This is a genomic window from Rhizobium sp. A22-96, assembly GCF_053521805.1.
In genome coordinates this window covers 631,098-655,631 of record NZ_JBNWDQ010000001.1, presented here as the reverse complement: position 1 = coordinate 655,631, position 24,534 = coordinate 631,098, and the positions used below count along the sequence as shown (strand labels likewise).

Below are 24,534 nucleotides of genomic sequence, written 5' to 3'. Positions count from 1 at the left end.
CATGAACGAGCCATCCGAAGTCCGCGTCGAAAATCTCACAGTCGAGCGCGGCGGCAAGCGCGTCATCCATGATATCTCCTTCTCGGTTGCAGCCGGCAAGATCACGACATTGCTTGGTGCCAACGGCGCCGGCAAGTCGAGCACGGTCATGGCTATGGCGGGCGTTCTGACCCGTGGCGGCTCGGTGCGTCTGGGGGACACGGCGCTGGAAGGGTTCTCACCGGACCGCATTCGCCGTGCCGGTCTTGCGCTCGTGCCGGAAGGGCATCGCGTTCTCGGGCAATTATCCGTCGAGGACAATATTCTCGTCGCGTCGCTCGACGGGTCGGCGGCTGCGCGCCGGGAAAATCTTGCCCACGCGTATGAGATCTTTCCCGAGCTTGCCGAGCGGCGACGCCAATCGGCATCGAATCTTTCCGGCGGCCAGAAGCAGATGGTGGCGATGGCGCAGGCCTTCGTCGCCAAGCCCCGCTTCATGATCGTCGACGAACTGTCCCTCGGCCTGGCGCCTTCCGTCGTCAAGCGCCTGGCCGAAGCATTGAAAATTGCTGCCGCCCGCGGCATCGGCGTTCTGCTGATCGAGCAGTTCGCCAATCTCGCGCTCGATCTCGCCGACCAGGCTCTCGTGCTGGAGCGCGGGCGTCTCGTCTTTTCAGGCACGGCCGCCATGCTCAAAGCCCAGCCGGACATCCTGCATGGCGCCTATCTGGCAAGCTGAAGCGAAGGAGCCTTCATGACATTCTCTGCCGATCTTTTTGCTGGGCGAACGGCCGTCATCGCCGGTGGTACATCGGGCATAGGGGCGGCGACCGCCCAGCGCTTTGCCGATCTCGGCGCTCGGGTGCTGAGCTTCGGTCTCGGTGCTTCAAAGGCGCCGGCAAGCAGCCGGATCGAATATCGCGAGATCGATGTGTTGAAGCCCGGTGCGCTGGAAGCCTTCTTCTCTTCGGTCGAGGTGATCGACATTCTCATCAATTGTACCGGCGTCAGCCGCGATAGGGGCGAATGGGAGAAGGTCGCATTCGACGAGGTGATGGCAATCAATCTGACATCGGTCATGGATTGCTGCCGGCTGGCCCGTCCGCGCATGCGGGCGGGATCGGCGATCGTCAACATAGCTTCGATGTATTCGACTTTTGGCGCCGCCGATCGTCCTGCCTATGCCGCAAGCAAAGGCGCGATCGTGCAACTGACGAAATCCCTTGCCCAGGAATATGCACAAGCCGATATCCGCGTGAATGCGGTGGCACCCGGCTGGATCGTCACGCCGTTGAGCCGCGCACTGTTTGCCGACGAAGGGGCCTCGACGCCGATCCTCCGACGCATCCCGGCTGGCCGCTGGGGTGCTTCCGAAGAAGTCGCCGATGCGATCGTCTTCCTGTCGTCCGACGCGGCGCGCTATATCACCGGCGCCTGCCTGCCGGTCGATGGCGGTTATCTCACCTCTTGAGGGTATCGATCGTGGCTGTAGCACTTCATCGGCATGTCGAAAGCGCCTGCGGCCGGGAGTTCGCGGGGTTGGCGCGCAATCTCTTCGGTAATGTCCGGCTCGATTTCGGCGCTGCGGACGAAGAAAAGAGCCGCATGACATCCGCCATGCTGGGCGCTTGCCGGCTGACGCGACTGGAGGCGGACCGACACGTCGTCTTCGGCGATCATGTCATGGCAGCACCGGATGATCCGGACGCGATCAAGCTGATCGTGCAGACGGAAGGCAGCGCTTCGCTCAAGCAGGGCGGAATGCATGCGCCCGTCTCGCGAAATGCGCTTGTCATCTACGATCCCAGCCGTCCCTACATGCTGACGAACAGCACGCCGGTTCGCCAGTTGCTGCTGCAATTGCCGCGCCATAGCCTGCCCGCGACGGCCATAGAGCGGTTGTCGCAACCCTTCACCGCGCACGCCGATAGGGATGGCATGTGCCGGATCCTTCTGTCGCTGATGGATTCGACCATTCATGAGATCGATCATCTTGACGAGGCCAGGCGCGCAAGTGTTGGCCAGACCATGATCGAGCTCGTGCGCACCATGATTGGCACAGACCTGCAACAGGTAATGCCGGTCGCAAACCCGCTTCACACTCTGCTGCAGCGGATCAGGGACTTCATCGATCTCAATCTCGACCGGCCGGATCTGACTGTTACCATGATCGCGCGGCGCATGGGCTGCTCGGTGCGTTACGTCTATCGCGCATTCGAAGCCGAGTGCCTGACGCCTTCCGATTACATCTGGAATCTGCGCGTGCAGAAGGCCGCGGAAAAGCTGCGAGATGCCGGCGGCTACGCCGGAGAAATATCCGAGATCGCCTTTGCGCTCGGCTTTTCCTCCAGCGCGCATTTCTCGCGCGTCTTTCGCCATCGCTATGGTGTCTCGCCGTCGCAATGGCGAAAGGCCAATATGTCCTAGCTGACAAGGCGGCCCCGCCGGAGCCGCGCCGCCTCGTCTCTCATTTCATGGATTCGGCCACTCTCAGCGTATCCGTGAACTGCTCGAAACGCCGGATCTTGTCTCCCGCCACGCCCCAGACATGAACGACCCGGGCCTTGAACGCCTTGCCGGTCTGCTTGTTGGTGCCGCTGTAGTCTCCGACACCAACAACCTCGTCACCGGCGTCGAGCAGGCGTTCGAGCTTGAATGTGTACCCGTCGAAAGCTTGCCCGAGCGCCTGGAAGACGTTCTTGACGATTTCCTGCGGGCCGACATAGGTGCCGGCGCAGGGAAAGCCATCCATCTCAGTCCAGCGGCAATCGAGGGCGATGTCGGCAAGCATGCCATCCATGTCGCGGCGATCATTGGCGTCGTAATGCGCCTTTACGATATCGAATGCTCTACGCATGGCGTCCTCACACTGGTTCCTGGCCGGGCAGGTAATAGGTCATCGAAGCCTTGCGGATGAAGGCGCCGGCCGGACTGTTCTGGATGCGCCCGTCGCCGGTGATGCCGAGGAACTTGCCTGTCGAGCGCATGTCGTTGAAATTGTAGAAGAATGTCGATGCCACCGCGATCTTGAATTCACGGAAGGTGAAGATGTAGAGGTTGTCGTCGAACTTATAGGTGGTGGTCAGGTCGACATCGCCATGGCCGCGCTGCACGCCGACGAGGCATTGCCAGGCATAGCGCTGCGATGACAGATAGGTGTGCTCGTATACGTGGTTGGGGCTGTAGGTGAAATGCGCCCGAAGCCCAATCAGGTCGCGGCTTTCATGCGGCACCGGCCCGCTTGCGGCGCCCCCTTCTATAACACCCGGCCGGAAGATCTGCGCGACCTGAGGCTCGCCGACGGAATCCTTGAGCTCGCGAACGACCGAGTAAATGGAAAGCACCCGGCGCGTTTCGATGTTGAGGATCAGCGTCTCGGCTTCCTTGGGGCGACCGGCAAAGATGATCTCGACGAAATAGGTCTTCGGCGCGACTTCGATCACCTCGGATAGATCGGTGCCGCTGCCTTGGCCATCAGACCATTTGACCTCGCCCTTGGTAAAGGCAAGCTCCAATGTGCGGCCGTCGTCGAACACGATCTTTTGCGACGAGCCGGTCAGGGCCTCCGTTGCGGGCAGACGGTTGGTGTCGATGCCATAGGCGAATTCGTCGTAGGTTTTCCAGTCCTTGGGATTCTGGTTCATCGGTATTTCCTCTCCCCTATTCTACAAAAGCCAGCGTCGGCAGGTCGACGGTGCCGGCGCCGCCGTCGACGGTGAGCACTGCACCATTGATCATCGATGCCTCGCCCGAGGCGAGGAAGCAGACAGCGTTGGCGACGTCTTCGGCGGTTGCCGGGCGGCCGAGCGGCACGTCCTTGGTGACGAGCGCATAGGCTTCCTCGATGCTGTTCAGCTTGTATTTCTCGACGATGAATTCCATCTGCTCATCGGCCATGGCGGTCGTGACCCAGCCGGGGCAGACGGTATTGGTGCGCACGCCCTTGCGGCCATAGTCACGGGCCAGCGATTTCGCGAGGCCGATGCAGCCATGCTTCATGGTGACGTAGCCCGCCGCATCCGGCCCGGCAAAGAGCCCGGCGATCGAGGCGAGGACGACGATGTTGCCCTTGTTCTTGATGAGATGCGGCAGGGATTCACGGGCGCTGACGAAGGCGGTGTTCAGATTGAGGCGAACAGCGAGATCCCAGGTCTCATCCGACATGCTGACCGTCGGCCCAACACCATGGCCGCCGGCATTGGCAATCAGGATATCGAGGCCGCCATGGGTCTCGACGACCTTCTCGACAGCAGCCTTCATCGCGGCGCCATCGGCGGCATCGGCCGCGACGATAGTCGCGCCGATCTCGTCGGCAACACTTCTCAGCGGCTCGGGACGGCGCCCGACGAGCGCGACATTGCCGCCCTCCTGCCGGATGCGGCGCGCAACCGCTGCGCCGATGCCCGTACCGCCGCCGGTGATCAGGGCTGTCTTGTTCTTGAAACGCATGTTTCCTCCTCTTGGCTTTCGGGTTCATCATGACCGATGCTTGCAGAGGCGTCGCGTCCAGCTGTGCAGTCGGTTTTGACTGAGCGTGCACAACGCGTGCCTGATGCCGAAGATTTGCGTGACGAAGCGCGGGGTCATGCGACGCCGGGGAGGGCGGCGTCCATGATCAGTAGACTTTGGCCTCCGCCGCCTGCTTGGCGGCCTCCGCTTTCTTGAAATCGTCCAGCAGCTTGGTCGTGGCATTGGCAAGCAGGGTCACGTCGTTGCCGATGGCGACGAAGGTCGCGCCAAGCTCGAGATAGCGTTTCGCAAGCGAGAGATCGCCGATGAGGATACCGGCCGCCTTGCCGTGAGATTGAATTTTGGCGAGCGCCTTTTCGACCTCCGCCTGGACTTCCGGCGCGCCCGGCTTGCCGAGATAGCCCATGTCGGCTGCAAGATCGGCAGGGCCGATGAAGACGCCGTCGACGCCTTCGGTCGAGGCGATATCGTCGAGCGCTGCAAGCCCGGCGCGGCTTTCCACCTGCAGGAGCAGGCAGATCTCGTCATTGGCCGTTGGGAGATAGTCGGGAATGCGGTTGAAGGCCGAGGCGCGAGCAAGGGCCGCGCCGACGCCGCGCACGCCATGCGGCGGGTATCGAACCGCCTTCACCATGGTCTCGGCCATCTCCTTGCTCTCGACCATCGGGATCAGCAGGGTCTGGGCGCCGATATCGAGCATCTGCTTGATGATCCAGGTCTCGCCGATCGGCGGACGGATCACTGCGTGGCTCGCCGTGCCTTTCATCGCCTGCAATTGCGAGACAAGAAGCGGCACGTCGTTCGGCGCATGCTCGCCGTCGAGCAACAGCCAGTCATAGCCGGCGCCGGCGGAGATTTCGACCGTGTAGGCATTGGCGAGCGCCTGCCAGAGGCCGATCTGTGCCCGCCCTTCTTTCAGGGCCTGTTTGAAGAGGTTCTTGGGCGCAGGCATGGTTCACTCCTTCATGCAAAGAACAGGCTGACAGATCCGTAGGGACCGAAATCGGCATTGATCGTGTCGCCGTGCCGTGCCTCGATCGGGCGGATGAATGAACCGGCAAGCACGATCTGGCCGGCTTCGATGCCATCGCCATACTGAGACAGCCGATTGGCAAGCCAGGCGATGCCGCGTGCGGGCTGGTTGAGCACGCCGGCACCGAGACCCGTTTCTTCGACTTCCGCATTGCGGCTGACGATCGCGCCCATCCAGCGCATGTCGATCTGGTCCGGCCTCACGGCGCGACCGCCAGTGACGATGCCGGCATTGGCGGCATTATCGGAGATGGTATCGACGATGGTGCGCGCCTTCTTGGTATCGGGATCGACCCGAAGGATGCGCGTGTCGAGGATTTCAAGCGCCGGCGTCACATAGTCCGTGGCGTTCAGCACGTCGAAGATCGAGATATCAGGCCCCTTGAGCGGCGCCTTCATGACGAAGGCGATTTCCGCTTCGATGCGCGGCTGGATGAAACGATCGGCCGGCACGGTGGCGCCGTCTTCGAAGACCATGTCGTCGAAGAGCACGCCGGAATCCGGAATGTTGATGTTGAGGGCATACTGCATTGCCTTCGACGTCAGCCCGATCTTCCAGCCGATCGGCTTGCGGCCGGCTGCGATCTTCTTTTTGACCCAGGCGCTCTGGACGGCATAGGAATCGTCCATCGTCATCTGCGGATGCTTGAGCGAGAGGAGCCCGGTCTGGACACGCGTCCGCTCCGCTTGATCGAGGCTTTCGGCCGCGGCCTGGATTTCATCATGCGACAGCATCAGAGTACCTCGTCGGCGATGGTGTTTTTCAGGATGCCGAGGCCATCTGCCTCGACTTCGACGACATCGCCGGGCTTCAGCCAGATCGGCGGATCGAAGCGGGCGCCGGCGCCCGTCGGCGTGCCGGTCACGATAACGTCGCCGGGAACGAGCGTGGTGAAGGTGGAGATGTAGTTGATGATCTTGCGGAAGGAGAAGATCATCCGGCTGCTGCGGTCGCTCTGGCGCACTTCGCCGTTGACGCGGGTCGTGAGCTCGATGTCTTCGAGCTGCGCCGCATCGGTGAAGGGGATCAGCCAGGGGCCGATCGAGCCGGTATTGTCGAAGTTCTTGCCCTGGGTGACGTTGAATTTCGCGTGCCGCACCCAGTCGCGGATCGTGCCCTCGTTGCAGAGCGACAAGGCTGCGATATGGGAGAAGGCATCGGCTTCGGCGATCCGGCGCCCAGCCTTACCGATGACGATGACGACCTCGCCTTCATAGTCGAGCTGCGGGCTTTCCGGCGGCCGGATCAAGGGCTGGCCGTGCCCTGTGAACGACCGCGGAAAGCGGATGAAAAGCGAAGGGTTGGAGGGGGCGGCCTGCCCATCCTTGTATTCCTCATTGCGGTCGGGGAAGTTGACCCCGACGCAAATGATCTTTTCCGGTGACGGAATGGGAATTTCGAAGCGGATGTCGTCGAGCGCGAAATCCGGCTTCAAAGTCTTGGCCTCCTCTGCGAGCTGAACGAGGCGACCGGCCTCGATCACTTCGCGCAAAGTCGGCCATGTCGCGCCGTGGCGGGCGGAGAGGTCGACGACACCGCCGTCGACCGCAAGTCCGTAACCATGACGGCCGTTTCTGGAAAAAGATAGGAATCTAGGATGGGTCATGCTTTCATGGCCTTCTCTTGACCTCAGGCTATTCCGCCGAGGCAGACATATTTGATTTCGGTGAATTCCTCGATGCCGTAGCGCGAGCCCTCGCGGCCAAGGCCGGAGAGCTTGACGCCGCCGAACGGCGCTTCGGCCGTCGAGATCAGGCCGGTATTGACCCCGACCATGCCGTATTCCAGCGCTTCGGCAACCCGGAAGACACGGGCGAGATCCTTGGCGTAGAAATAGGAAGCAAGGCCAAACTCGGTGTCATTGGCCTGGGTGATGACGTCGGCCTCATCCTTGAAGCGGAAGAGGGGAGCAACAGGCCCAAAGGTTTCTTCCTTCGCGACGGCCATGGCAGGCGTGACATCGGCCAGCACCGTTGCCTCATAGAAACGTCCGCCCAGCTGGTGGCGATGACCGCCGGCGACAACACGGCCGCCCTTGGAAAGGGCATCGGCGACATGCTCCTCGACCTTGGCAAGCGCCGCCTCGTCGATCAGCGGGCCAAGATTGATGCCCTCGTCGAAACCGTTGCCGGTCTTCAGCGAACCGACTGCCTTGGCAAGCTTCTCGGCAAAGGCATCATAGACGCCATCCTGCACATAAAGACGATTGGCGCAGACACAGGTCTGGCCGTTGTTGCGGAACTTGGCGATCAGCGCACCTTCGACGGCAGCATCGAGGTCGGCATCGTCAAAGACGATGAACGGCGCATTGCCGCCGAGTTCGAGCCCGAGTTTCTTGATGGTCGGTGCGCTCTGCTTGTAAAGCTCGGCGCCGACTTCGGTCGAGCCGGTGAAGGTCAGCTTGCGCACGATCGGACTTGCAGTCATCTCGGCGCCGATCTGGCGGGCCGAACCGGTAATGACGCTGAAGAGACCCTTCGGCAGGCCGGCGCGCTCGGCAAGAATGGCGATGGCGATGGCCGAAAACGGCGTCTGCGAGGCGGGCTTAAGCACCATGGCACAGCCGGCGGCAAAGGCTGGACCTGCCTTGCGGGTGATCATAGCATTGGGGAAGTTCCAGGGGGTGATGGCCGCGACGACGCCGATCGGCTGCTTCATGACCAGAATGCGCTTGTCCTTCTGGTGTCCGGGGATGATGTCGCCATAGACGCGGCGGGCCTCTTCGGCAAACCATTCGACGAAGCTTGCGCCATAAGCGATTTCGCCCTTGGCCTCGGGCAGTGGCTTGCCCTGTTCGGCCGTCAGGATACGACCGAGATCGTCCTGGTTTTCCATCATCAGCTCGAACCAGCGGCGCAGAATGCCGGAGCGCTCCTTGGCAGTGCGGGCGGCCCATTCCTTCTGGGCGATCTCGGCAGCGGCAATCGCCTTCTTGGTCTCGGCGGCGCCAAGATTGGGAACGAGGCCGATGATCTCGCCGGTCGCGGGATTGTCGACCTTGATGGCGTTGGAAGGATCGGCTTCGATCCACTCGCCGCCGACCAGTGCTGCCTGCCGGAACAATGTTGCGTCTTTCAAATTCATGACTGCCTCCTCGCGCTTGCGAACGTTGATGAGAGCGGGCGCCTTTCGCCCGCTCTCAAAGGTAACGCTTAAGGAGCGATAATCGGCTGGGCCTTGAGGTCAGGCTCTGCCACTTCCGCACCGGCAAACAGGCTACCATGTTCAAACCAGGATTTGGGAGCCGGTGCGCCCCAAAGCGTCTGACGCTGGGGATCCTTCAGATCCCACTTGATCGGCTCAAGATCTGGATCGACGGTCTGGTAGTCCGAGCAATAGATCTCGATGCGGTGGCCGTCCGGATCGAGGATGTAGAGGAAGAAGGCGTTGGAGATGCCATGGCGCCCCGGTCCGCGCTCGATATTGGCGACCCAGCCGGTGGTGGCCATCAGGTCCAGCAGATCGATGATGTTGAGCGGCGTCGGCACCCAGAAGGCAGTATGGTGCAGACGCGGGCCACGGCCATTGGTGAAGGCGATGTCGTGGACGCCGCCCTTGCGGTGGGTCCAGGCAGCCCAGAGACGTCCGGTTTCTTCATCCGCCGTATATTCGGTAACGCGGAAGCCGAGCTCGTTATAGAAAGCGACGCTTTCGTCGACATTGGTCGAGAAGCAGTTGAAGTGGTCGATGCGCAGAGGCTTTACGCCCTTGTAGAGCGCATATTTCTGGTGGATCGGCGGCAGGCGGTCCATCTTCGAATAGAATTCAAGCGGAATACCATGCGGATCGCGGGTGCGGAAAGTGCGCGCCTGATACGGACGCTCGACCCATTCGACCGGCAGATCCTTGCCTTTGAAGAAATGCGCTGCCTTGTCGAGATCCTCGTCGCTGAAGACCTTGAAGCCGAGATCGCGGGCTTCGGCCTTGTCTGATTTCTTCAGCACGATGCAGTGATGACCGCGTTCCTCCATCGCCCGGAGATAGATCGTATCTGCCGTTTCGTCCGTTACCTGCAGGCCGAGCGTATCGACATAGAAGGCGCGCGACTTGGCAAGATCGGTGACGCCGAATTCGATGTGGCTAAGGCGCACGATGTTGAAGGGCGGATAGAGATTGGGTTTCGGCAGGGGCATTTGTTCCTCCTCTTTATGCGTACTTATTGTGTGTATTGGCAGCTCAGCCGCCGAGTTTCTGGATGGCGTGCGGCTTGGTGGCGAAGGCGACGTTCTTGGTTTCCATGTAGAAATCGAAAGACCAGTCGCCGCCGTCGCGGCCAATGCCGGAATTCTTCACCCCACCGAACGGGGTGGGGAGGTGGCGCACGTTTTCCGAGTTCACCCAGATCATGCCGGCTTCGAGATGATCGGTGAAACGGAAGGCGCGCGTCACGTCGGAAGTCCAGAGATAGCCCGTCAGGCCGTACTGGACGTCGTTGGCAAGCGCCAATGCATCCGCTTCGTCCTTGAAGGGAATCGCCGTCAGCACCGGCCCGAAGATCTCTTCCTGGGCAATGCGCATCCGGTTGTTGGCACCGGTGAACAAGGTGGGCGACACATAACAACCGCCACCGGGGCCATTGACCTTCTCGCCGCCGGCCGCAAGCGTGGCACCTTCCGAGCGGCCAATCTGGATATATTCCAGCACCTTCTTTTCGTGCACGGGATGAACGAGCGGACCGACGACGGTTTCGGGATCCAGCGGATGGCCGACCTTGATGCGCTTGGCCTTCTCGGCGACGATCGCGGTGAACTTGTCGTAGACGCTTTCTTCGACCAGCAGGCGCGAAGACGATGTGCAGCGCTCGCCATTCAGCGAGTAGATCATGAAGACGGCGGCATCGGCTGCGCGCTCCAGATCGGCATCGGCAAAGACGATGACCGGGTTCTTGCCGCCGAGCTCGAAGTGAACCCGCTTCAGCGTGTCGGCACCCTGCTTCATGATCATCGAGCCGGTGCGGCTTTCGCCGACGAAGCCGATGGCCTTGATCAGGGGATGTTCCGTCAGAGCCTTGCCGGCATCCTCGCCAAAACCGTTGACGAGATTCCAGACGCCCTTCGGCAGGCCGGCATCTTCGGCAATCTCGACCAGCAGACGCGCGGTCAGCGGCGAGAATTCAGCCGGCTTGTGGACGATGGTGCAGCCGGCGGCGAGCGCCGGCGCGATCTTCCAGGTCGACAGCATGAAGGGCGTATTCCAGGGCGTGATAATGCCGACCGGGCCGATCGGCACGCGCGTCGTCAGGTTCACCTGGCCTTCGGCGCGCAGCGTCTTGCCGTCACGGGCTTCCGGAGCACGATCGGCGAAGAAGCGGAAGTTTTCCGCGCCACGAAGGGCGGCTTTCGCCATGAACTTCATGGATTGTCCGGTGTCCATGCATTCGACGAAGGCGATCTCTTCGGCGCGCGCAACGATCGCGTCGGCTATTTTATGCAGGAGCTTCTTGCGCGCGTCGCCGGGCATCGCAGCCCACTCGGCGAAAGCGGCTTTCGCGGCCTTTGCGGCGCGGTCGATATCGGCGACCTTGCCGCGGGCAACGGTGGCAAGCGGCTTCAGATCGACAGGCGAAATGGTCTCGAAGGTCGAGCCATCATCAGCCGGCACGTCCTCGCCGTTGATACGGTTGAGAACACCGCGATCCCTGAACTGGGCCAGATAGGTTTCGGCCTTTGCGATGTTTTCCTGCAATTTGGACATCGTCTCTTCCCTTGATGTTGCGTCACCCCGCGAGGGGTGTGTTTTTATTTGCCGCGCAGCCGCGGATGGATGGCGTTTTTCTTCCAGCTCAATTCCGCATCGATCTCGCGGATCTCCAGCGAAAGGGCGAAATGCGGCGTCTCAAAAAGTGGCCCGAGAACATCGACGGCCGCAGCGAAGACTGCTTCGCCGGTGCGCTTCTTTTCTTCGCCCGTACGGCCCTTGCCGATACGGAAGTTCAGATCGACGAAGGCGTTTTCGGGCAACCTGTCGGCGATGGCGTAATGCTCGGCGCGAAAGGCGCGCACCCGCACGGCGCCGACCTCGAAAAGCCCGGTCTCTAGAACCGTCTTCAGCAGCCGTTCGCAGAGCGCGCCGATATCGGCGCGGCCGTCGAGATTTGCCGAATATTCGATGGCGAGATGTGGCATCAAGTCCTCCCGATCTCTTATTTACTTAACACGTTAACAATTATGGAAAAGATGTCAAGCCGCTGTCTTGAGCTTTCTCGCCATCTCCAGACTTTCGTTGACATAACGCGACAGGCGTTCGGCGGCGCCAGGGATTTCCGGCCGTTCGGCGAGCCATCCGATATAGCTGAGGCTTCTGAGGACCATGAAGAGCGGCAGGATTTCGAGCGCCGCATCTGAAAGCTCGCGTCGGCTGCGATAGCCGCTGATCAGGGCTTTCTCGATGGTGGGATAGGCCGGCTCGTTGCGGTTCTTCAGCAGGGTCGTCGCGAGATCGAACAGGCGGAAGCCATGGCCCGCATCATCGAAATCGATGAAGGCGACATTGCTTTCGTTTTCCGTGAGGAAAATGTTCTCGCGTACGAGATCGGCATGGATCAGCCCGTAATCGAGGCCGTGCCCGCTTGCCTCCGCGAGCGCATGGCGCAACTCCCCACGCAATGCCGAAAGTGCGTCCGCGTCATCACGCGAAAGCCCCGCGCAATCCCAGAAGCGCCCCCAAAGCGGCTTTTCTCCAATCAGGCCTTCCACGTCCCAGGCGGGCCGGCGGAAACGCTCCGGCGGTTGCCAGGCGTCGGCGAGATTGTGCATGGTCGCCATGTTCCGGCCGATACGGAAGAAGATTTCCGCTTGCCTTTCAGCCGGTTGCGATAGCGGTACGCCGCTCTGGCCGAGTGGCGTACCGTCAATCCAGCTCACCACATCGGCATGCTGTTCGGCAAAATGCCGGTTGGCTGGCAAGCGGACGAGGCTTTGCTTGCTGCTCGTCGCAACCGGGCTCGGCACATTGAGGCCGCCGAGCTTCAGCGCCGCCATGAAATGCAGTTCCGAGCGCAGGCTCGTCTCGTCGTGGTAGCCCGGCCGATGTAGCCGAAGTGCGGCGAACTGCCCGCCCTCCAGCGTAATGCGGAAAACGGCGTTTTCCCGATACTTCATCAGGACAGGCTCATGTGCCTGCACCGGCCAATGGGCGATTGCCTCCCGCGCGCGCTTCTGCAGGGCGTCGCGGATGGTCTGCGGCAACTGATCAGCCATACCGCCTCACAGACCGGATAGGACGTCGTCGAAGATCGACAACATGTAATCGGCATTCTCTTGGGTAAACGGCATGGGCGGGCGGATCTTCGTCGCGCATTGATGAATGCCGATCTTGCCCATCAGCACGCCGCGTTCGCGCATGGCGTTTACGATCCGGGTTGCCTGAGCTGCTGCCGGCTCCTTCGTTTGCCTGTCGAGCACGAATTCCGTGCCCATGAAGAGACCGCTGCCGCGCACATCACCGATGATCGAATGCTTTTCGGCAAGCCGCTTGAAGGCGCTACGTGTGTATTCGCCGACATTGCGGGCATTCTCGATAAGGTTTTCGTCCTCAATGACATCAAGGACCGCCATCGCTGCCGCGCAGGAGACTGGATTTCCGCCGAAGGTGTTGAAATAGCGGAACGCCTTGCGGAAGGCATTGATCGTGTCGATATTGGCAATGACACCGCCGACCGGATGGCCGTTGGCCATCGGCTTGCCGAGCGTGACGATATCCGGAACGATGCCGGCGTGCTGGTGGCCCCACATATGCGTGCCGGTGCGGCCGAAACCGGGTTGCACCTCGTCAGTAATCACGAGGCCGCCGGCCTTGCGCACGGCTGCGACCGTCTTGTCCAGAAAACCGGGCGGCAGATCGGGAAAGCCCTCATTGGCAAAAAACGGATCAATGATGATGGCCGAGAAGCCGTGCGATGTGTCCTGAAGCGAGGCAATCGCCTTCTCGACTTCCGCGGCGAAAGCTGCGGCAAAAGCCTCGCCTCCTTCACCACCGAGCGGACGATAGCTGTCCGGCGCCGGCACATGCCGGACATGGCCGCCGAAGCCGCCGACCGGTGGCATGCGGGTCGATAGCTGTGACACGGCCGCGGTGTTGCCATGATAGGTGTGGTTGGTGGCGATGACGCCCGTCTTGCCTGTTACAGCCTGCGCCATGCGCAGGGCCACGTCGTTGGCTTCGCTGCCCGTGCAGGTCAGGATCGCGGCGTTCAGGCTTTGGTCGAAGGTTGCCGTCAGCCGCTCGACATAGTCGAGAATGCCTTCATGCAGGTAGCGCGTATGCGTGTTCAGCGTCGAGGCCTGCTTCGTGATCGCTTCCACCACGCGGGGATGGCAATGGCCGACATGCGGCACATTGTTGTAGCAATCGAGATATTTGCGGCCATCGGCATCCCAGAGCCAGACGCCTTCGCCGCGAACCAGATGCACCGGGTCGTCGTAGAAGAGCGACATGTTGCGGCCGAGAAGCCGGTCGCGGCGCGCGATAAGGGCTGCGTTATCGGACATGATCAGGCTCCCGCGGCGGCAAGGCCGGCATCGAGCGCCGTCAGGATCTTCTGCACATCCCCGGCCGTCAGAATCAGCGGCGGCGACAGGATGACATTGGCGCCGGAGGTGCGGACCATCACGCCCGCCTCATAGGTTGCGTCATGGACCTTCTGGACGATGTCCTTGGCGGCAGCACTCTTCTTCGCACGGTCGCTGACAAGTTCGAGGGCGCACATCAGGCCCTTGCCTCTGATGTCGCCGACCAGTTCATGCTTGTTTTGCAATGCCTTCAGGCCGGCCAGAAGTTCTTCGCCGCGGGCGGCGGCATTGGCGGCGACATCGAGCCGCTTGGTTTCTTTCAATGTGGCAAGTGCAGCGGCAGCACCGACCGGGTGGCCGGAATAGGTGTAGCCATGGCCGATATTGCCGACCGAGTTCTTGTTGCTCTCGAAAGCCTCGGCGACCTTGTCTGAAATCATCACCGCGCCAAAAGGGAAATAGCCGTTGGTGATGGCCTTGGCCGTCGACATCATGTCCGGCTTGACGCCCCAGAGGCGCGATCCGGTCCAGGCGCCGGTGCGGCCGAAAGCCGTGATGACTTCGTCGGCGATCAGCAGGATGCCATGACGGTCGCAGATCTCACGCATCAACGGCAGGAAGGTCTCGTGCGGCACGATGACGCCGCCGGCACCCAGCACAGGCTCGACGATCAGAGCGGCGATGGTATCGGCGCCCTGGAAGGCGATTTCGTCTTCGAAAAGCCGGCCGATGGCCGCTGCGATCTCGGTACCATCGGTGGTGTTGAACGGGTTGCGATAGGCAAACGGCGCAGGCAGATGGAAGACGCCCGGCAGCAGCGGCTCATAGTTGCGGCGGAAATTCTGATTGCCGTTGACCGAGGCACCGCCAAAATGCGTGCCGTGATAGCCCTTCTTCAACGCGACGAACTTGGTGCGCTCCGGCTGGCCGTTGACCTTGTGGTACTGGCGCGCCAGACGCAGGCAGGTCTCGACCGAGTCTGAGCCGCCAGACGTGAAGAATGAGCGGCTGAGGCCATCCGGCTGGAACCATTCGGCCAGCTCATAGGACAGTTCAATCAGCGGCGAGTTGGTCGTGCCGCGGAAGGTCGAATAATAGGGCAGATCGTCGAGCTGGTCGCGGATCGCCTTTTTCACCGGCTCGCAGGAATAGCCGAGATTGACGTTCCAGAGGCCGCCGACTGCGTCCAATACCTTCTTGCCCTGGATATCGACGATCTCGACGCCTTCGCCAGAATTGATGATGCGCGGCGGATGCGCTTGCATTTCTGCGGGGTGCGCCATCGGGTGCCACAGGTGACGGGCGTTGTTTTCGATGATGAAATTGGTTTCACGCATGTCTAATCCTCTTGTTTCAGAGCCCAAGCATGGCAAGGGCGCGGGCATAGCTTTCGGCGGGGCGGGTGACGTCGAAATGCACGTATGGCAAGTTCACGGCTTCGGCGCCCTCGATGTTCTTCTTCTGGTCGTCGACGAAGACGCAGGCCTCGCGCGGCAGGTTGAGCTCGGCAAGAACAAGCTCGTAGGCGCGGGGATCGGGCTTGAGGATCTTCGTGTAGGTGGCATCGACGATGACGTCGAAAAGCTCGATCAGCGGAAAACGCTGGCGGAACTCGACGCCATAGAAAAGGTCGAGTTCGTTGGACAGGATTGCCAGCTTCAGGCCGGCCTCCTTGGCGCGCAGGATGGCATCGCGCGCTTCCCGGCGCAGGACCAGCTCCGGCTCGGCGCCGCGCGCCCGGCGCACGAAGGTCTGCATATCGGTCCAGCCTTCGCCGACCAGCTTGCCGACTTCGGCAGTGCGCTGCAGCCAATAATCACGTTCCGTGATCTCACGGTTCTGCATCGCCACCCAAAGCGGGTCCGTCTTGGTATCGAATGGTCCGAGCCAGGTCAGCGATCCCTTTGGAAGGCCAAGCGTGCGTTCGGTGACGTCGTGCGTCTCGAACAGGGTGCGGGTGACGACCCCGCCGAAATCGAGAATGAGGGCGCGCTCTACGCTCATCGACGCCCCTCCGGAATGATGCCTTCGGCCACCCATTGATCGAAGATGGCAAGCGCGGCGGCGGAGAAGGCGGGGGCGTTGATGTGGGCGTCGACCTCCTGAAGCAGAACGGAGGGCGGAATGGAGCGGCGCATCTCGTCGAGAAAGGCGTCGAGCCCTTCCGGATCGTGTAGCGGCTCATCCGGCTTGTCCCACTCCTGCAACCCTTCGGTTGGCAGCAGGAAGGCAATCCTTGCGTCGGAACGCGCGAGTTTTTGTCCGATCAGCTTGGCGACTTCACGCCGCCCCTCCGGAGATGTCGTTACCGATCCGATCAGCCGGTTATGGGCATGATAGGGCCGATCGGCAAAAATCTCAGGCAGCACCTGCCAGGCCTGAATATCGACCATATCGATCGCACCGGGAGCGACTATCTGCGGGATGCCGGCGCGTCCGGCATTTTCGAGCCTGTCCGGCCCGGAGGTGACGACGCTGCCATAGTGATGATTGCTGACCTCTTGGATGCAGAAGTCGAAGACGGCGGCAAAGTCGCCCTTGGAGGCGATGGCTTCATAGGCGCGGCCGCCCATGCCGGTGGAATGAAATACGGCGACGTCGTAGCCGCGATTTTCGAGCTCGGGTCGCAGATATTTCATATATTTCAGGCAGGACGAACCGAGCGAGGTCATGCCGATGAGCGGCCGCGTGCGGTCGGGCTTGGTGCCGTGCTTTGCGGCTCCGACGACGGCGCCGCAGGCCTGCGAGAGAACCGACTGGCAGATGCTGTTGAGCCCGTAGAGACCACCGGCCCAGAGGATCATCATCAGGTCGGGCGCAATGCGTTCCGGTGGAATCAGATGCGAATAGGCGATGGTGGAAACCACGAATTTCGGGACACCGAGTGGCAGGACGGCGGCGACATCGAGCGCCAGATCAGTGCCCATGGAGCCGCCGAGCACGATGATGCCGTCGACAAGTCCATCCTCGTAAAGCCGGAGAGTCAGTGCAGTCGCGCCCTTTGCCATGGCAGCCATGGCGCTGTTTTCGTCACCACTTTCGGCAATGGCCTCGATGGTGGTTGCGGCGGCCTTGGCGATGTCGTGCCTGGAATAATCCGGAATGTAGGGCGGGTCGCCGAGAATGCTGACATCCATCATAGCAGGCTGGCCGCCGGCTTCCTTGATGACGGATGCCATGAATTGCAGTTCGTCGGATTTGGTGTCACCGGTTCCGATGACGAGTATCCTTGGTGAGGGAGCCGCAGGGCTCATCAATCTGTCCTCCTGATGTTTGCAATGGTTCCCATGGGTCTTTCCGACCCGTAATATTTTTCTGAGATGGCATTGGCGGCGGCGATGGCCTGCGCGCCGAATTCGTGGATAGCCGTTTTCGTCGTGCGCGAGAGCGGCGCGGCGATGGCGACGCAGCCGATCGGCCGACCGCTGGGTGTGCGGATGGGCGCGGCCGTGCTGATGACCCCGGCCTCGAGCCCCTGATGGCTGATCGAGAAGCCCCGCCCTCTGGTCTCATCGAGCAGGCCGCAGACCAATTGCGGGTCGACGACGGTATGTTCAGTGAATTTCTCGAACGGCTTCTTCAGCGCTTTGTCGATCTCTGCCGCTGGGCAGAAGGCGAGGAAGGCAAGGCCGGATGCGGTGGCGTGAAAGGGCAGGAGGCTGCCGACATCGACGATGATGCGATGCGCGCGGGGTGAGTCTTCGACGTGGATGGTCGAAAGCTGCTCGCCGGAAAATTCCGACAGATGCACTGTCTCTGTCGACGATTCGGCGAGCGCCTTGATGAAGGGAATGGCGACCCGCAGGAAGGGAAAGCGCGCTTCGCGGATACGGGCGAGGCGAACGGGCGCGGAACCGATGCGATAGCGGCGCGTATCCGCGTCCTGCTCGACGAAGCCGTGCTTCTCCAGTTCCACCAGAAAGCGTCGCGCCGTTGCCTTGTCGAGCGCGCACAGCCGGGCGATGTCGGTCAGACCCGCTTCCTTGTCCAGTCGTGACAGGGTGTCCAGCAATGCCAGCGCCTTTCCGATCGTGCTCATCGTTCCTCCTCTTGGGTTGGTCAGGGTCTGATTCTGTGCGTCCAGCCATGGCTTTCGTCAAATCAGACCGCAGACCCTGCGCCGCGGCACGATAGCAGCGACCCAAGATACTTAACATGCGAAATAACTTGACAGAGGCCAGGAATGTTTGCAAGTCTATATTTGAAGCTAATGTTCAAATAATGAACCATAAGCGCTGACGGCGGCAAAATCAACAAAAGCCCAAGCCCCGCTCGTCAGTCCGGTTTTGATGGAGGTCGCCTGCGCGCAATCGCAGCGATGATCGGATACTCTCAACAAGGGGAACGAACGCAAATGAGCACACAAAATTCGCAAGGCGCGGCTGAGAACCAGCTGCGCAAAAACAGTCTCGGCGTGGGTGCCGTGACCTTCCTGGTGGTTTCGGCCGCAGCGCCGCTGACGGCGGTCGCCGGTGGCGTGCCACTGTCAATGATGCTCGGCAATGGGCCTGGCATCCCGCTCACCTTCCTACTGGTAACGGGCATTCTGCTTCTATTCGCGGTCGGCTATGTCGCCATGGCCCGCCATATCCGCAATGCCGGCGCCTTCTATGCCTATACGGCCCAGGGTCTCGGCGGCCTGATGGGCGGTGCGGCAGCGCTCATCGCCATCCTCGCCTATAATGCCATGCAGGTCGGCGTTCTCGGGCTTTTCGGTGCCGCGACCAAGGGCTTTTTTGCAGAGCAGCTTGGCCTTGATCTGCCCTGGTGGGTCTGGAGCTTTGTCGGCATCGCTTTCGTTGCCGTTTTCGGCTACCGTCGTGTTGATCTCTCGGCCAAGGTGCTGACGGTGCTGGTTATTCTGGAATATCTCGTCGTCCTCGTCATCGACGCCGCGATCTTCGTCAAGGGGGGCGATAGCGGCCTCTCCGCCGTGCCTTTTACGCCGACTGCCTTCTGGAGCGGCACGCCGGCCATCGGTCTTCTGTTCTGCTTCGCCGCCTTTATCGGTTTCGAAGCGACGACGATCTATAGTGAAGAGGCACGCGAACCGCACAAGACCGTGCCGCGCGCCACCTATATCTCCGTGCTGATCATCGGCCTCTTCTATATGCTGACCTCCTGGCTGATGGTGACGGGTGCCGGCGCTGACAAGCTCGTGCCTACCCTGCAGGGTCTTGCTGACCCGACGACCTTCCTCTTCGGCCTTGCCGAGCGCTATGTTGGTCACTGGATCACTGTGGTTATGAGCGTTCTCTTTATCACCAGCCTCTTTGCCGGCATCCTTGCGTTCCATAATGGCGTGGCGCGCTACATGTATGTCGCCGGCCGTGAAGGCCTGCTGCCGAAGTCGGTCGGGGTTACCCATCCGGTGTTCCAGAGCCCGCATGTCGGCTCGATCATCCAGACGGTAATTGCCGTGCTTGTGATCGCACTTTTTGCGGTGACGGGTCAGGACCCGGTGCTGGCGCTGTTCTCATGGCTCACCAATGTCGCCACGCTGGCAATCATTCTGCTGATGGCCTTTACCGCCTTTGCGATCGTCGTATTCTTCAGCCGCAATCCTGGGCTTGAGAACAACGTACTCGCAGTCAAGATTCTGCCTGTTGTGACCGGGCTGATCCTTCTGGCGCTCGTCTATTACATCTCGGCGAATTTCGGCGCGATCGCCGGTGCCAATGGCGTGCTCGCCGTGTTGCTGCCGGGCCTTGTCCTGATCGCCGGTATCATCGGATTTCTGGCCGCCATTCGCCTGAAGTCATCGGACGCTGTTGGTTTTGCCCGGCTTGGTGCCGGACAGGAAGCTTGATGTGATCCTCTAACAGCAGCGGCGGGTATTGTGCCCGCCGCTTTCCTTCGTGAGAGAATGAGATGCAGGACAAGATCGATCAGCTCCGGACAGTGTCCGTTTCCCCGCAATCGCTGTTTATCGATGGCGCTTGGCGACCGCCGGTCAGCGGCGCCTCCATGGACGTGATATCCCCGATCGATGGAACCCGATTGACCACGATCGCCGATGCCGGCACCGAGGATATCGATCTTGCCGTCAAGGCTGCACGGCGCGCTTTTGAGAAGGGTGGCTGGTCAAGGGCCGCGCCCGCCGAACGCAAGAAGGTGCTGCTGAAGATCGCCGAACTGATTGAGAAGAACGCGCTGGAACTGGCCGTGCTCGGCGTGCGTGATAACGGCACGGAAATTTCTATGGCCTTGAAGGCCGAGCCCGGCAGTGCAGCCGGCACCTTTCGCTACTATGCCGAGGCAATCGACAAGGTATACGGCGAGATCGCGCCGACGGCGGAGAATATTCTTGGTCTCATACATCGCGAACCCATCGGCGTTGTCGCCGCTATCGTGCCATGGAATTTCCCGATCATGATCGGCGCCTGGAAGATCGCGCCGGCACTTGCGGCGGGTAATTCCGTCGTGCTGAAGCCCGCCGAAGGCGCGTCGTTGACGCTGCTGAGGCTCGCCGAAATTTGCGCCGAAGCTGGATTGCCCGAGGGTGTGTTCAACGTCGTCACCGGCCGCGGCGCCGTCAGCGGTGAGGCACTCGGACTGCACATGGATATCGATGTGCTTGCCTTCACCGGTTCCGGCCCTGTCGGACGGCGGCTTCTGGAATATTCGGCACGCTCCAACCTGAAGCGCGTCTATCTGGAGCTCGGCGGCAAGTCTCCGAATATCATCTTTGCCGATGCGCCGGATCTGGATCAGGCGGCAAAAGTTTCGGCCTACGGCATCTTTCGCAATTCCGGCCAAGTCTGCGTCGCCGGCTCGCGCCTGCTCGTCGAGAAATCGATCCACGAGGCTTTTTCGGAAAAGGTCGCGCGGATCGCCGGCGCCATGAAGGTCGGCGATCCCCTGCAATTGTCGACGGAAGCTGGCGCCATCTCCAGTGAGATCCAGTTGAAGAAGGATCTCGGCTATGTCGGGCAGGCATTGTCCGAGGGTGCGGCTCTACGTACAGGCGGCGCGCGCCTGCTTGAGGAAACCGGCGGTTACTACATGCAGCCGACGGTGTTCGATGTTTCGCCGTCGATGACGCTGGCGCGGGAAGAGGTCTTCGGTCCGATCCTGTCGATTATCCCGTTCGAGACTGAGGCGGAAGCCCTGCAGATTGCCAATGCTACCGAATACGGCCTCGCTTCGGCCGTCTGGACCTCGAACCTGTCGCGCGCGCATCGGATGGTGCGCGGCATCCGCGCCGGCGTCGTGCATGTCAACACCTATGGCGGTGCCGACAACAGCGTGCCGCTCGGCGGCGTCAAACAATCGGGTAACGGCCACGACAAATCGCTGCATGCGCTCGACAAATATGTCGATCTGAAAACGGCATGGATTCAGCTCTAGGGCGTAGGGGCCTGGAAAAACGACCGGCTCAAATTTGGTCTCGGCGTCCTCGAAGTATTCGCTTCGCGGGCGACCGAATTCGCATGCGCGCGGCTTGCCACTAATCTGGAGCCAGCAACCATCTTGTCAATATAATTAACGTGTGAACTATGTTGACAAACATCAAACCCTGCATCACTCTAATAATTGAATGATTGGTTCAAATAATGAACCGACACGGGAACAAGATAATGGATACTTTGCGCGGCTCTGCCGATCTCATTCTCACCAATGGACGAATCTATACTGTCGAGCCGACCCATCCGTGGGTGGAGGCTCTCGCCGTCGGGAACGGCCGCATCATGGCTGTCGGAAATCGAGCTGAAATCGAGGCGCTGAAGGGCGCTGAAACGCAAGTCATCGATCTCGCGGGCAAGATGGCGATGCCCGGCTTTGTCGATATCCACAATCATATCATGATGGGCGGGCAGGCCGACCTATTCGAGACGCAAATTGCGGCGGGCGCTTCGGTGGACGCGATCTGCGCCCATGTCCGTGCGCAGGTCGAGACGACGCCAAAGGGGCAGTGGATCGTCGCCAATCAGTGGGGCGCCGATATGATCACCGCGCTCAATAGCGAGGCTGCCCTCAGGAAGCTTGATGAAGCGAGCTTTGGGCATCCCGTGCTACTGCGCGACGAGACCATGCATAACCGCTGGGTCAACAGCGAGGCGATGCGGCTTGCCGGCATCTCCGACAATCAGCCCGATCCACCGCAAGGCTCTTTCGGCCGCGATCCGGTGACAGGCAGGCTGACCGGCATACTGATCGAATCCGCTGCCGGCATCGTCGAGCGCACCGCCGCAGAAGCCTTTACCGAGGAGATGGGCGAGGCAGCCGTTGCCCGCGCCGTCGAGATCGTTAATTCCTATGGCGTCACGGCCTTTCAGGATGCCGCGTCGGTGCTGCCGATTCTCAAGGCGCTGAAGCATCTTGATATCAGCGGCAAACTTTCCGCCTGGGCTGTCACCTCGCTGCCACTGATCGAGCCGAGTTTCATGTTCGGGCTCTCCGGTTACGAGCTGCTGGCGTTGCGGGATGAATATCGCAGCGCGCATGTGAGGCCGAATTTCACGAAGATCTTTCTCGATGGCGTTCCCGGTGCCCGCACCGCTGCCTTCCACGATCCCTATGTGGCGGATGCTGCGCATCCAGAGGGATATCGCGGCGAGGTATTGGTCAGCTATCCCGATCTCGTTCGTCATATCGACAAATCAGAAAAGCTCGGCATGGGCCTGAAGATCCATTGCACCGGCGATTATGCCGTCACCGAGATGCTGGACGCTGTCGAAGCCGTCAGGCATTTCAACGGCCCGACCGATATCAAGCATCACATCGCCCATGCGAGCTACATCCGCGAGGAGGATGTCGGCCGCTTCGGCCCGCTTGGCGTCGTCGCCGATCTCTGCCCGATGATCTGGTATCCGACGACCTTCCTTGAGGGCCATAAGGAAGCGATGGGCGAGGAGCGTGCCACCCGCTTCTGGCCAATCGCGACGCTGAAAGCCACCGGCGCGCTGCTGGCCGGCGGGTCGGACTGGCCTGTCATTCCGATCCCGGACCCATGGAACGGCATCGAAGGACTGGTCACGCGCCAGAATCCGTCGGGCGCCTTTCCGGGCGTATCGCTCTGGGCGGAGCAGGCGATCGATCTCGCCTCGGCGATCGAGATCTACACGCTCAATTCGGCGAAGGCGATGCGGATAGAAGCGGAGACAGGGTCGCTCGCCGTCGGCAAGTCCGCGGACATTATCGTGCTCGACCAGAATGTCTTCGAGGTGCCTGCCGACCGCATCGCCGACACCAAGGTTCTCACCACTTATTTCGCAGGTGAGCCTGTCTACCAGCGCTAGCTGGCGCGGCGAAGAGGAAACGCCGCAATTCATAAAAAAGGAAGGGAACAAAATGAAATTGAGATCCGCATTCATAGCTCTGGGCTTGGCTACCGCCGGCCTGGCATTCACGGGATCATCCGCTTTCGCAGCAGGGCCGACCTGCAAGGATGGTCCGATCAAGATCGGCGCCGTTTCCACTGTTACCGGCGTGGTCGATTTTTCCGACGCACCGAAGGCGACCAAGGCCGTTTTCGAACAGCTGAACGAAGCGGGTGGCATCAACGGCTGCAAGATCGAGTATTCGCTGGCCGACGACAAGGGTGATCCGCAGGTGGCCGCCCAGGCGGCGCGTGACCTGATTGACAACAAGGGCGTCGTTGCTCTGGCAGGTGGCGCAAGCCTGCTCGATTGCGCCGTCAATGCTGGCACTTACAACCGCAACGAAGTGCTCGCGGTTCAGGGTGTCGGCGTTGATCCCCTTTGCTTCAACGCACCGAGCATCTCTCCCGTCAACGTCGGTCCTTTCACGCTGACCACGGTCATGCTCGACTATGCAACGAAGAACCTTGGGGCCAAGAAAGTCTGCGCTTTCTTCCTGATCCTCGGTGGTACGCAGGAGGCTTACGGCAATGCGGTCGCGGCCTGGCAGAAGCTGACCGGCAACAAGGTCGGTCTTGTCGACATGACGCTGCCGCCGCAGGGCGATCTGACGCCCTATGTCATCAAAGCGCGCGATGCCGGCTGTGATGCGGTGCTCACCAATCAGGTCGAGCCGGGCGTCGTACAGTGGGTGAAGACCGCCGACGCGCAGAAGATTTCCGGCATCAACTGGCTGTTCCTCGCACCCGGCTATACCGAAGGTGTCGCCAAGGCGCTGGCCGACAGCAAGCAGCCGATCTATGTCGGCACCGAATGGGAGCCCTATACCGAAAGCAACGAGGCGAATGCCGACTGGATCAAGACCATGGACAAGGCCGGCCTCGCAAAGACTGCCTTCTCCCAAGGCGGCTATCTCGCCGCCAAGGTGATGATCGACACGATCTCCGGCATCGATGGCGACGTGAGCCGCGACGCGGTGACCTCCGCGTTGAAGGAGGGCAAGGAGCTGCATTATTCGCTGGCCGGCAGCCCTTACGTCTTCGGTGACGCCCGTGCGCATTCGCCGATGAAGTCGACCAAGATCATGCAGCTTGTCGACGGCAAATGGACCGTCAAGACGCCGGATTGGTACACGCTGGCAAAGGCCAAGTAGTGGCTTTCGTGCCCGATCCTGCATTCGAAGGGCAGGATCGGGTATCGGCCTCGATGCGACGATCTG

23 protein-coding genes are annotated in these 24,534 nt (G+C 61.1%); 7 read left to right on the top strand and 16 right to left on the bottom strand.

The window, feature by feature from the left end; genetic code table 11:
* Position 1: 1 nt before the first annotated feature.
* The 3 genes from ACQZ6F_RS02940 to ACQZ6F_RS02930 are packed head-to-tail and all read left to right on the top strand — an operon-like array spanning position 2 to position 2,406.
* The gene (locus ACQZ6F_RS02940) at positions 2-718 is read left to right on the top strand and encodes an ABC transporter ATP-binding protein (protein ID WP_449092579.1); all 717 of its coding nucleotides are present in this window, start codon (positions 2-4) and stop codon (positions 716-718) included.
* A 15-nt stretch (positions 719-733) separates the two neighbouring features.
* Positions 734-1,450: an SDR family NAD(P)-dependent oxidoreductase gene (locus ACQZ6F_RS02935; protein ID WP_449092578.1), complete on the top strand. Its 717-nt coding sequence runs from the start codon at positions 734-736 to the stop codon at positions 1,448-1,450.
* Between the two features lie 11 nt (positions 1,451-1,461).
* Positions 1,462-2,406: an AraC-like ligand-binding domain-containing protein gene (locus ACQZ6F_RS02930; protein WP_449092577.1), complete on the top strand. Its 945-nt coding sequence runs from the start codon at positions 1,462-1,464 to the stop codon at positions 2,404-2,406.
* Positions 2,407-2,446: 40 nt separating this feature from the next.
* On the opposite strand, the gene ACQZ6F_RS02925 is transcribed toward ACQZ6F_RS02930, so the two are convergent.
* From ACQZ6F_RS02925 to ACQZ6F_RS02850, 16 genes are all read right to left on the bottom strand, one after another.
* The gene (locus ACQZ6F_RS02925) at positions 2,447-2,836 is read right to left on the bottom strand and encodes a nuclear transport factor 2 family protein (protein WP_449092576.1); all 390 of its coding nucleotides are present in this window, start codon (positions 2,834-2,836) and stop codon (positions 2,447-2,449) included.
* 7 nt (positions 2,837-2,843) lie between these two features.
* Positions 2,844-3,623 (bottom strand): MoaF C-terminal domain-containing protein, encoded by a 780-nt coding sequence (locus ACQZ6F_RS02920; RefSeq protein ID WP_449092575.1) that lies wholly within the window; start codon positions 3,621-3,623, stop codon positions 2,844-2,846.
* 16 nt (positions 3,624-3,639) lie between these two features.
* The gene (locus tag ACQZ6F_RS02915) at positions 3,640-4,428 is read right to left on the bottom strand and encodes an SDR family NAD(P)-dependent oxidoreductase (RefSeq protein ID WP_449092574.1); all 789 of its coding nucleotides are present in this window, start codon (positions 4,426-4,428) and stop codon (positions 3,640-3,642) included.
* A 166-nt stretch (positions 4,429-4,594) separates the two neighbouring features.
* A complete protein-coding gene (gene hpaI, locus ACQZ6F_RS02910) occupies positions 4,595-5,401 on the bottom strand; it encodes a 4-hydroxy-2-oxoheptanedioate aldolase (protein WP_449092573.1) in 807 nt (268 codons plus the stop codon).
* 11 nt (positions 5,402-5,412) lie between these two features.
* On the bottom strand, positions 5,413-6,216 hold the full coding sequence (hpaH, locus tag ACQZ6F_RS02905) for a 2-oxo-hept-4-ene-1,7-dioate hydratase (protein WP_449092572.1): 804 nt from the start codon (positions 6,214-6,216) through the stop codon (positions 5,413-5,415).
* The gene (locus ACQZ6F_RS02900) at positions 6,216-7,088 is read right to left on the bottom strand and encodes a fumarylacetoacetate hydrolase family protein (protein WP_449092571.1); all 873 of its coding nucleotides are present in this window, start codon (positions 7,086-7,088) and stop codon (positions 6,216-6,218) included. The genes hpaH and ACQZ6F_RS02900 overlap by 1 nt, the downstream gene beginning before the upstream one ends.
* A 23-nt stretch (positions 7,089-7,111) precedes the next feature.
* Complete coding sequence (gene gabD, locus ACQZ6F_RS02895; protein WP_449092570.1) at positions 7,112-8,566, bottom strand: NADP-dependent succinate-semialdehyde dehydrogenase; 1,455 nt, start codon at positions 8,564-8,566, stop codon at positions 7,112-7,114.
* A gap of 68 nt (positions 8,567-8,634) precedes the next feature.
* Positions 8,635-9,615 (bottom strand): 3,4-dihydroxyphenylacetate 2,3-dioxygenase, encoded by a 981-nt coding sequence (hpaD, locus tag ACQZ6F_RS02890; RefSeq protein WP_092707806.1) that lies wholly within the window; start codon positions 9,613-9,615, stop codon positions 8,635-8,637.
* 43 nt (positions 9,616-9,658) lie between these two features.
* A complete protein-coding gene (gene hpaE / locus ACQZ6F_RS02885; protein ID WP_449092569.1) occupies positions 9,659-11,176 on the bottom strand; it encodes a 5-carboxymethyl-2-hydroxymuconate semialdehyde dehydrogenase in 1,518 nt (505 codons plus the stop codon).
* Positions 11,177-11,220: 44 nt separating this feature from the next.
* On the bottom strand, positions 11,221-11,607 hold the full coding sequence (locus ACQZ6F_RS02880) for a 5-carboxymethyl-2-hydroxymuconate isomerase (protein ID WP_449092568.1): 387 nt from the start codon (positions 11,605-11,607) through the stop codon (positions 11,221-11,223).
* Positions 11,608-11,661: 54 nt separating this feature from the next.
* The gene (locus ACQZ6F_RS02875) at positions 11,662-12,681 is read right to left on the bottom strand and encodes a homoserine kinase (protein WP_449092567.1); all 1,020 of its coding nucleotides are present in this window, start codon (positions 12,679-12,681) and stop codon (positions 11,662-11,664) included.
* Between the two features lie 6 nt (positions 12,682-12,687).
* The gene (locus tag ACQZ6F_RS02870) at positions 12,688-13,971 is read right to left on the bottom strand and encodes an aspartate aminotransferase family protein (protein ID WP_449092566.1); all 1,284 of its coding nucleotides are present in this window, start codon (positions 13,969-13,971) and stop codon (positions 12,688-12,690) included.
* Positions 13,972-13,973: 2 nt separating this feature from the next.
* Complete coding sequence (locus ACQZ6F_RS02865) at positions 13,974-15,329, bottom strand: aminotransferase class III-fold pyridoxal phosphate-dependent enzyme (protein ID WP_449092565.1); 1,356 nt, start codon at positions 15,327-15,329, stop codon at positions 13,974-13,976.
* A 16-nt stretch (positions 15,330-15,345) separates the two neighbouring features.
* Positions 15,346-15,996 carry an HAD-IA family hydrolase gene (locus tag ACQZ6F_RS02860; protein WP_449092564.1) on the bottom strand — a complete coding sequence of 217 codons (651 nt, stop codon included), beginning with the start codon at positions 15,994-15,996 and terminating at the stop codon, positions 15,346-15,348.
* Positions 15,993-17,246 carry a Tm-1-like ATP-binding domain-containing protein gene (locus ACQZ6F_RS02855; protein ID WP_449092563.1) on the bottom strand — a complete coding sequence of 418 codons (1,254 nt, stop codon included), beginning with the start codon at positions 17,244-17,246 and terminating at the stop codon, positions 15,993-15,995. The genes ACQZ6F_RS02860 and ACQZ6F_RS02855 overlap by 4 nt, the downstream gene beginning before the upstream one ends.
* Positions 17,246-18,031 (bottom strand): IclR family transcriptional regulator, encoded by a 786-nt coding sequence (locus tag ACQZ6F_RS02850; RefSeq protein WP_449092562.1) that lies wholly within the window; start codon positions 18,029-18,031, stop codon positions 17,246-17,248. Before ACQZ6F_RS02850 ends, ACQZ6F_RS02855 begins: the two co-directional genes overlap by 1 nt.
* 315 nt (positions 18,032-18,346) lie before the next feature.
* On the opposite strand from ACQZ6F_RS02850, the gene ACQZ6F_RS02845 reads away from it, so the two are divergent.
* The 4 genes from ACQZ6F_RS02845 to ACQZ6F_RS02830 all read left to right on the top strand — a co-directional run bounded on the left by ACQZ6F_RS02845 (position 18,347) and on the right by ACQZ6F_RS02830 (position 24,468).
* On the top strand, positions 18,347-19,801 hold the full coding sequence (locus tag ACQZ6F_RS02845) for an APC family permease (protein WP_449092561.1): 1,455 nt from the start codon (positions 18,347-18,349) through the stop codon (positions 19,799-19,801).
* Positions 19,802-19,863: 62 nt separating this feature from the next.
* A complete protein-coding gene (locus ACQZ6F_RS02840) occupies positions 19,864-21,342 on the top strand; it encodes an aldehyde dehydrogenase (RefSeq protein WP_449092560.1) in 1,479 nt (492 codons plus the stop codon).
* Between the two features lie 230 nt (positions 21,343-21,572).
* Positions 21,573-23,234, top strand: coding sequence for an amidohydrolase (locus ACQZ6F_RS02835; protein WP_449092559.1), 1,662 nt, complete (start codon positions 21,573-21,575; stop codon positions 23,232-23,234).
* 52 nt (positions 23,235-23,286) lie between these two features.
* Positions 23,287-24,468 carry an ABC transporter substrate-binding protein gene (locus tag ACQZ6F_RS02830; RefSeq protein WP_449092558.1) on the top strand — a complete coding sequence of 394 codons (1,182 nt, stop codon included), beginning with the start codon at positions 23,287-23,289 and terminating at the stop codon, positions 24,466-24,468.
* Positions 24,469-24,534 lie beyond the last annotated feature (66 nt).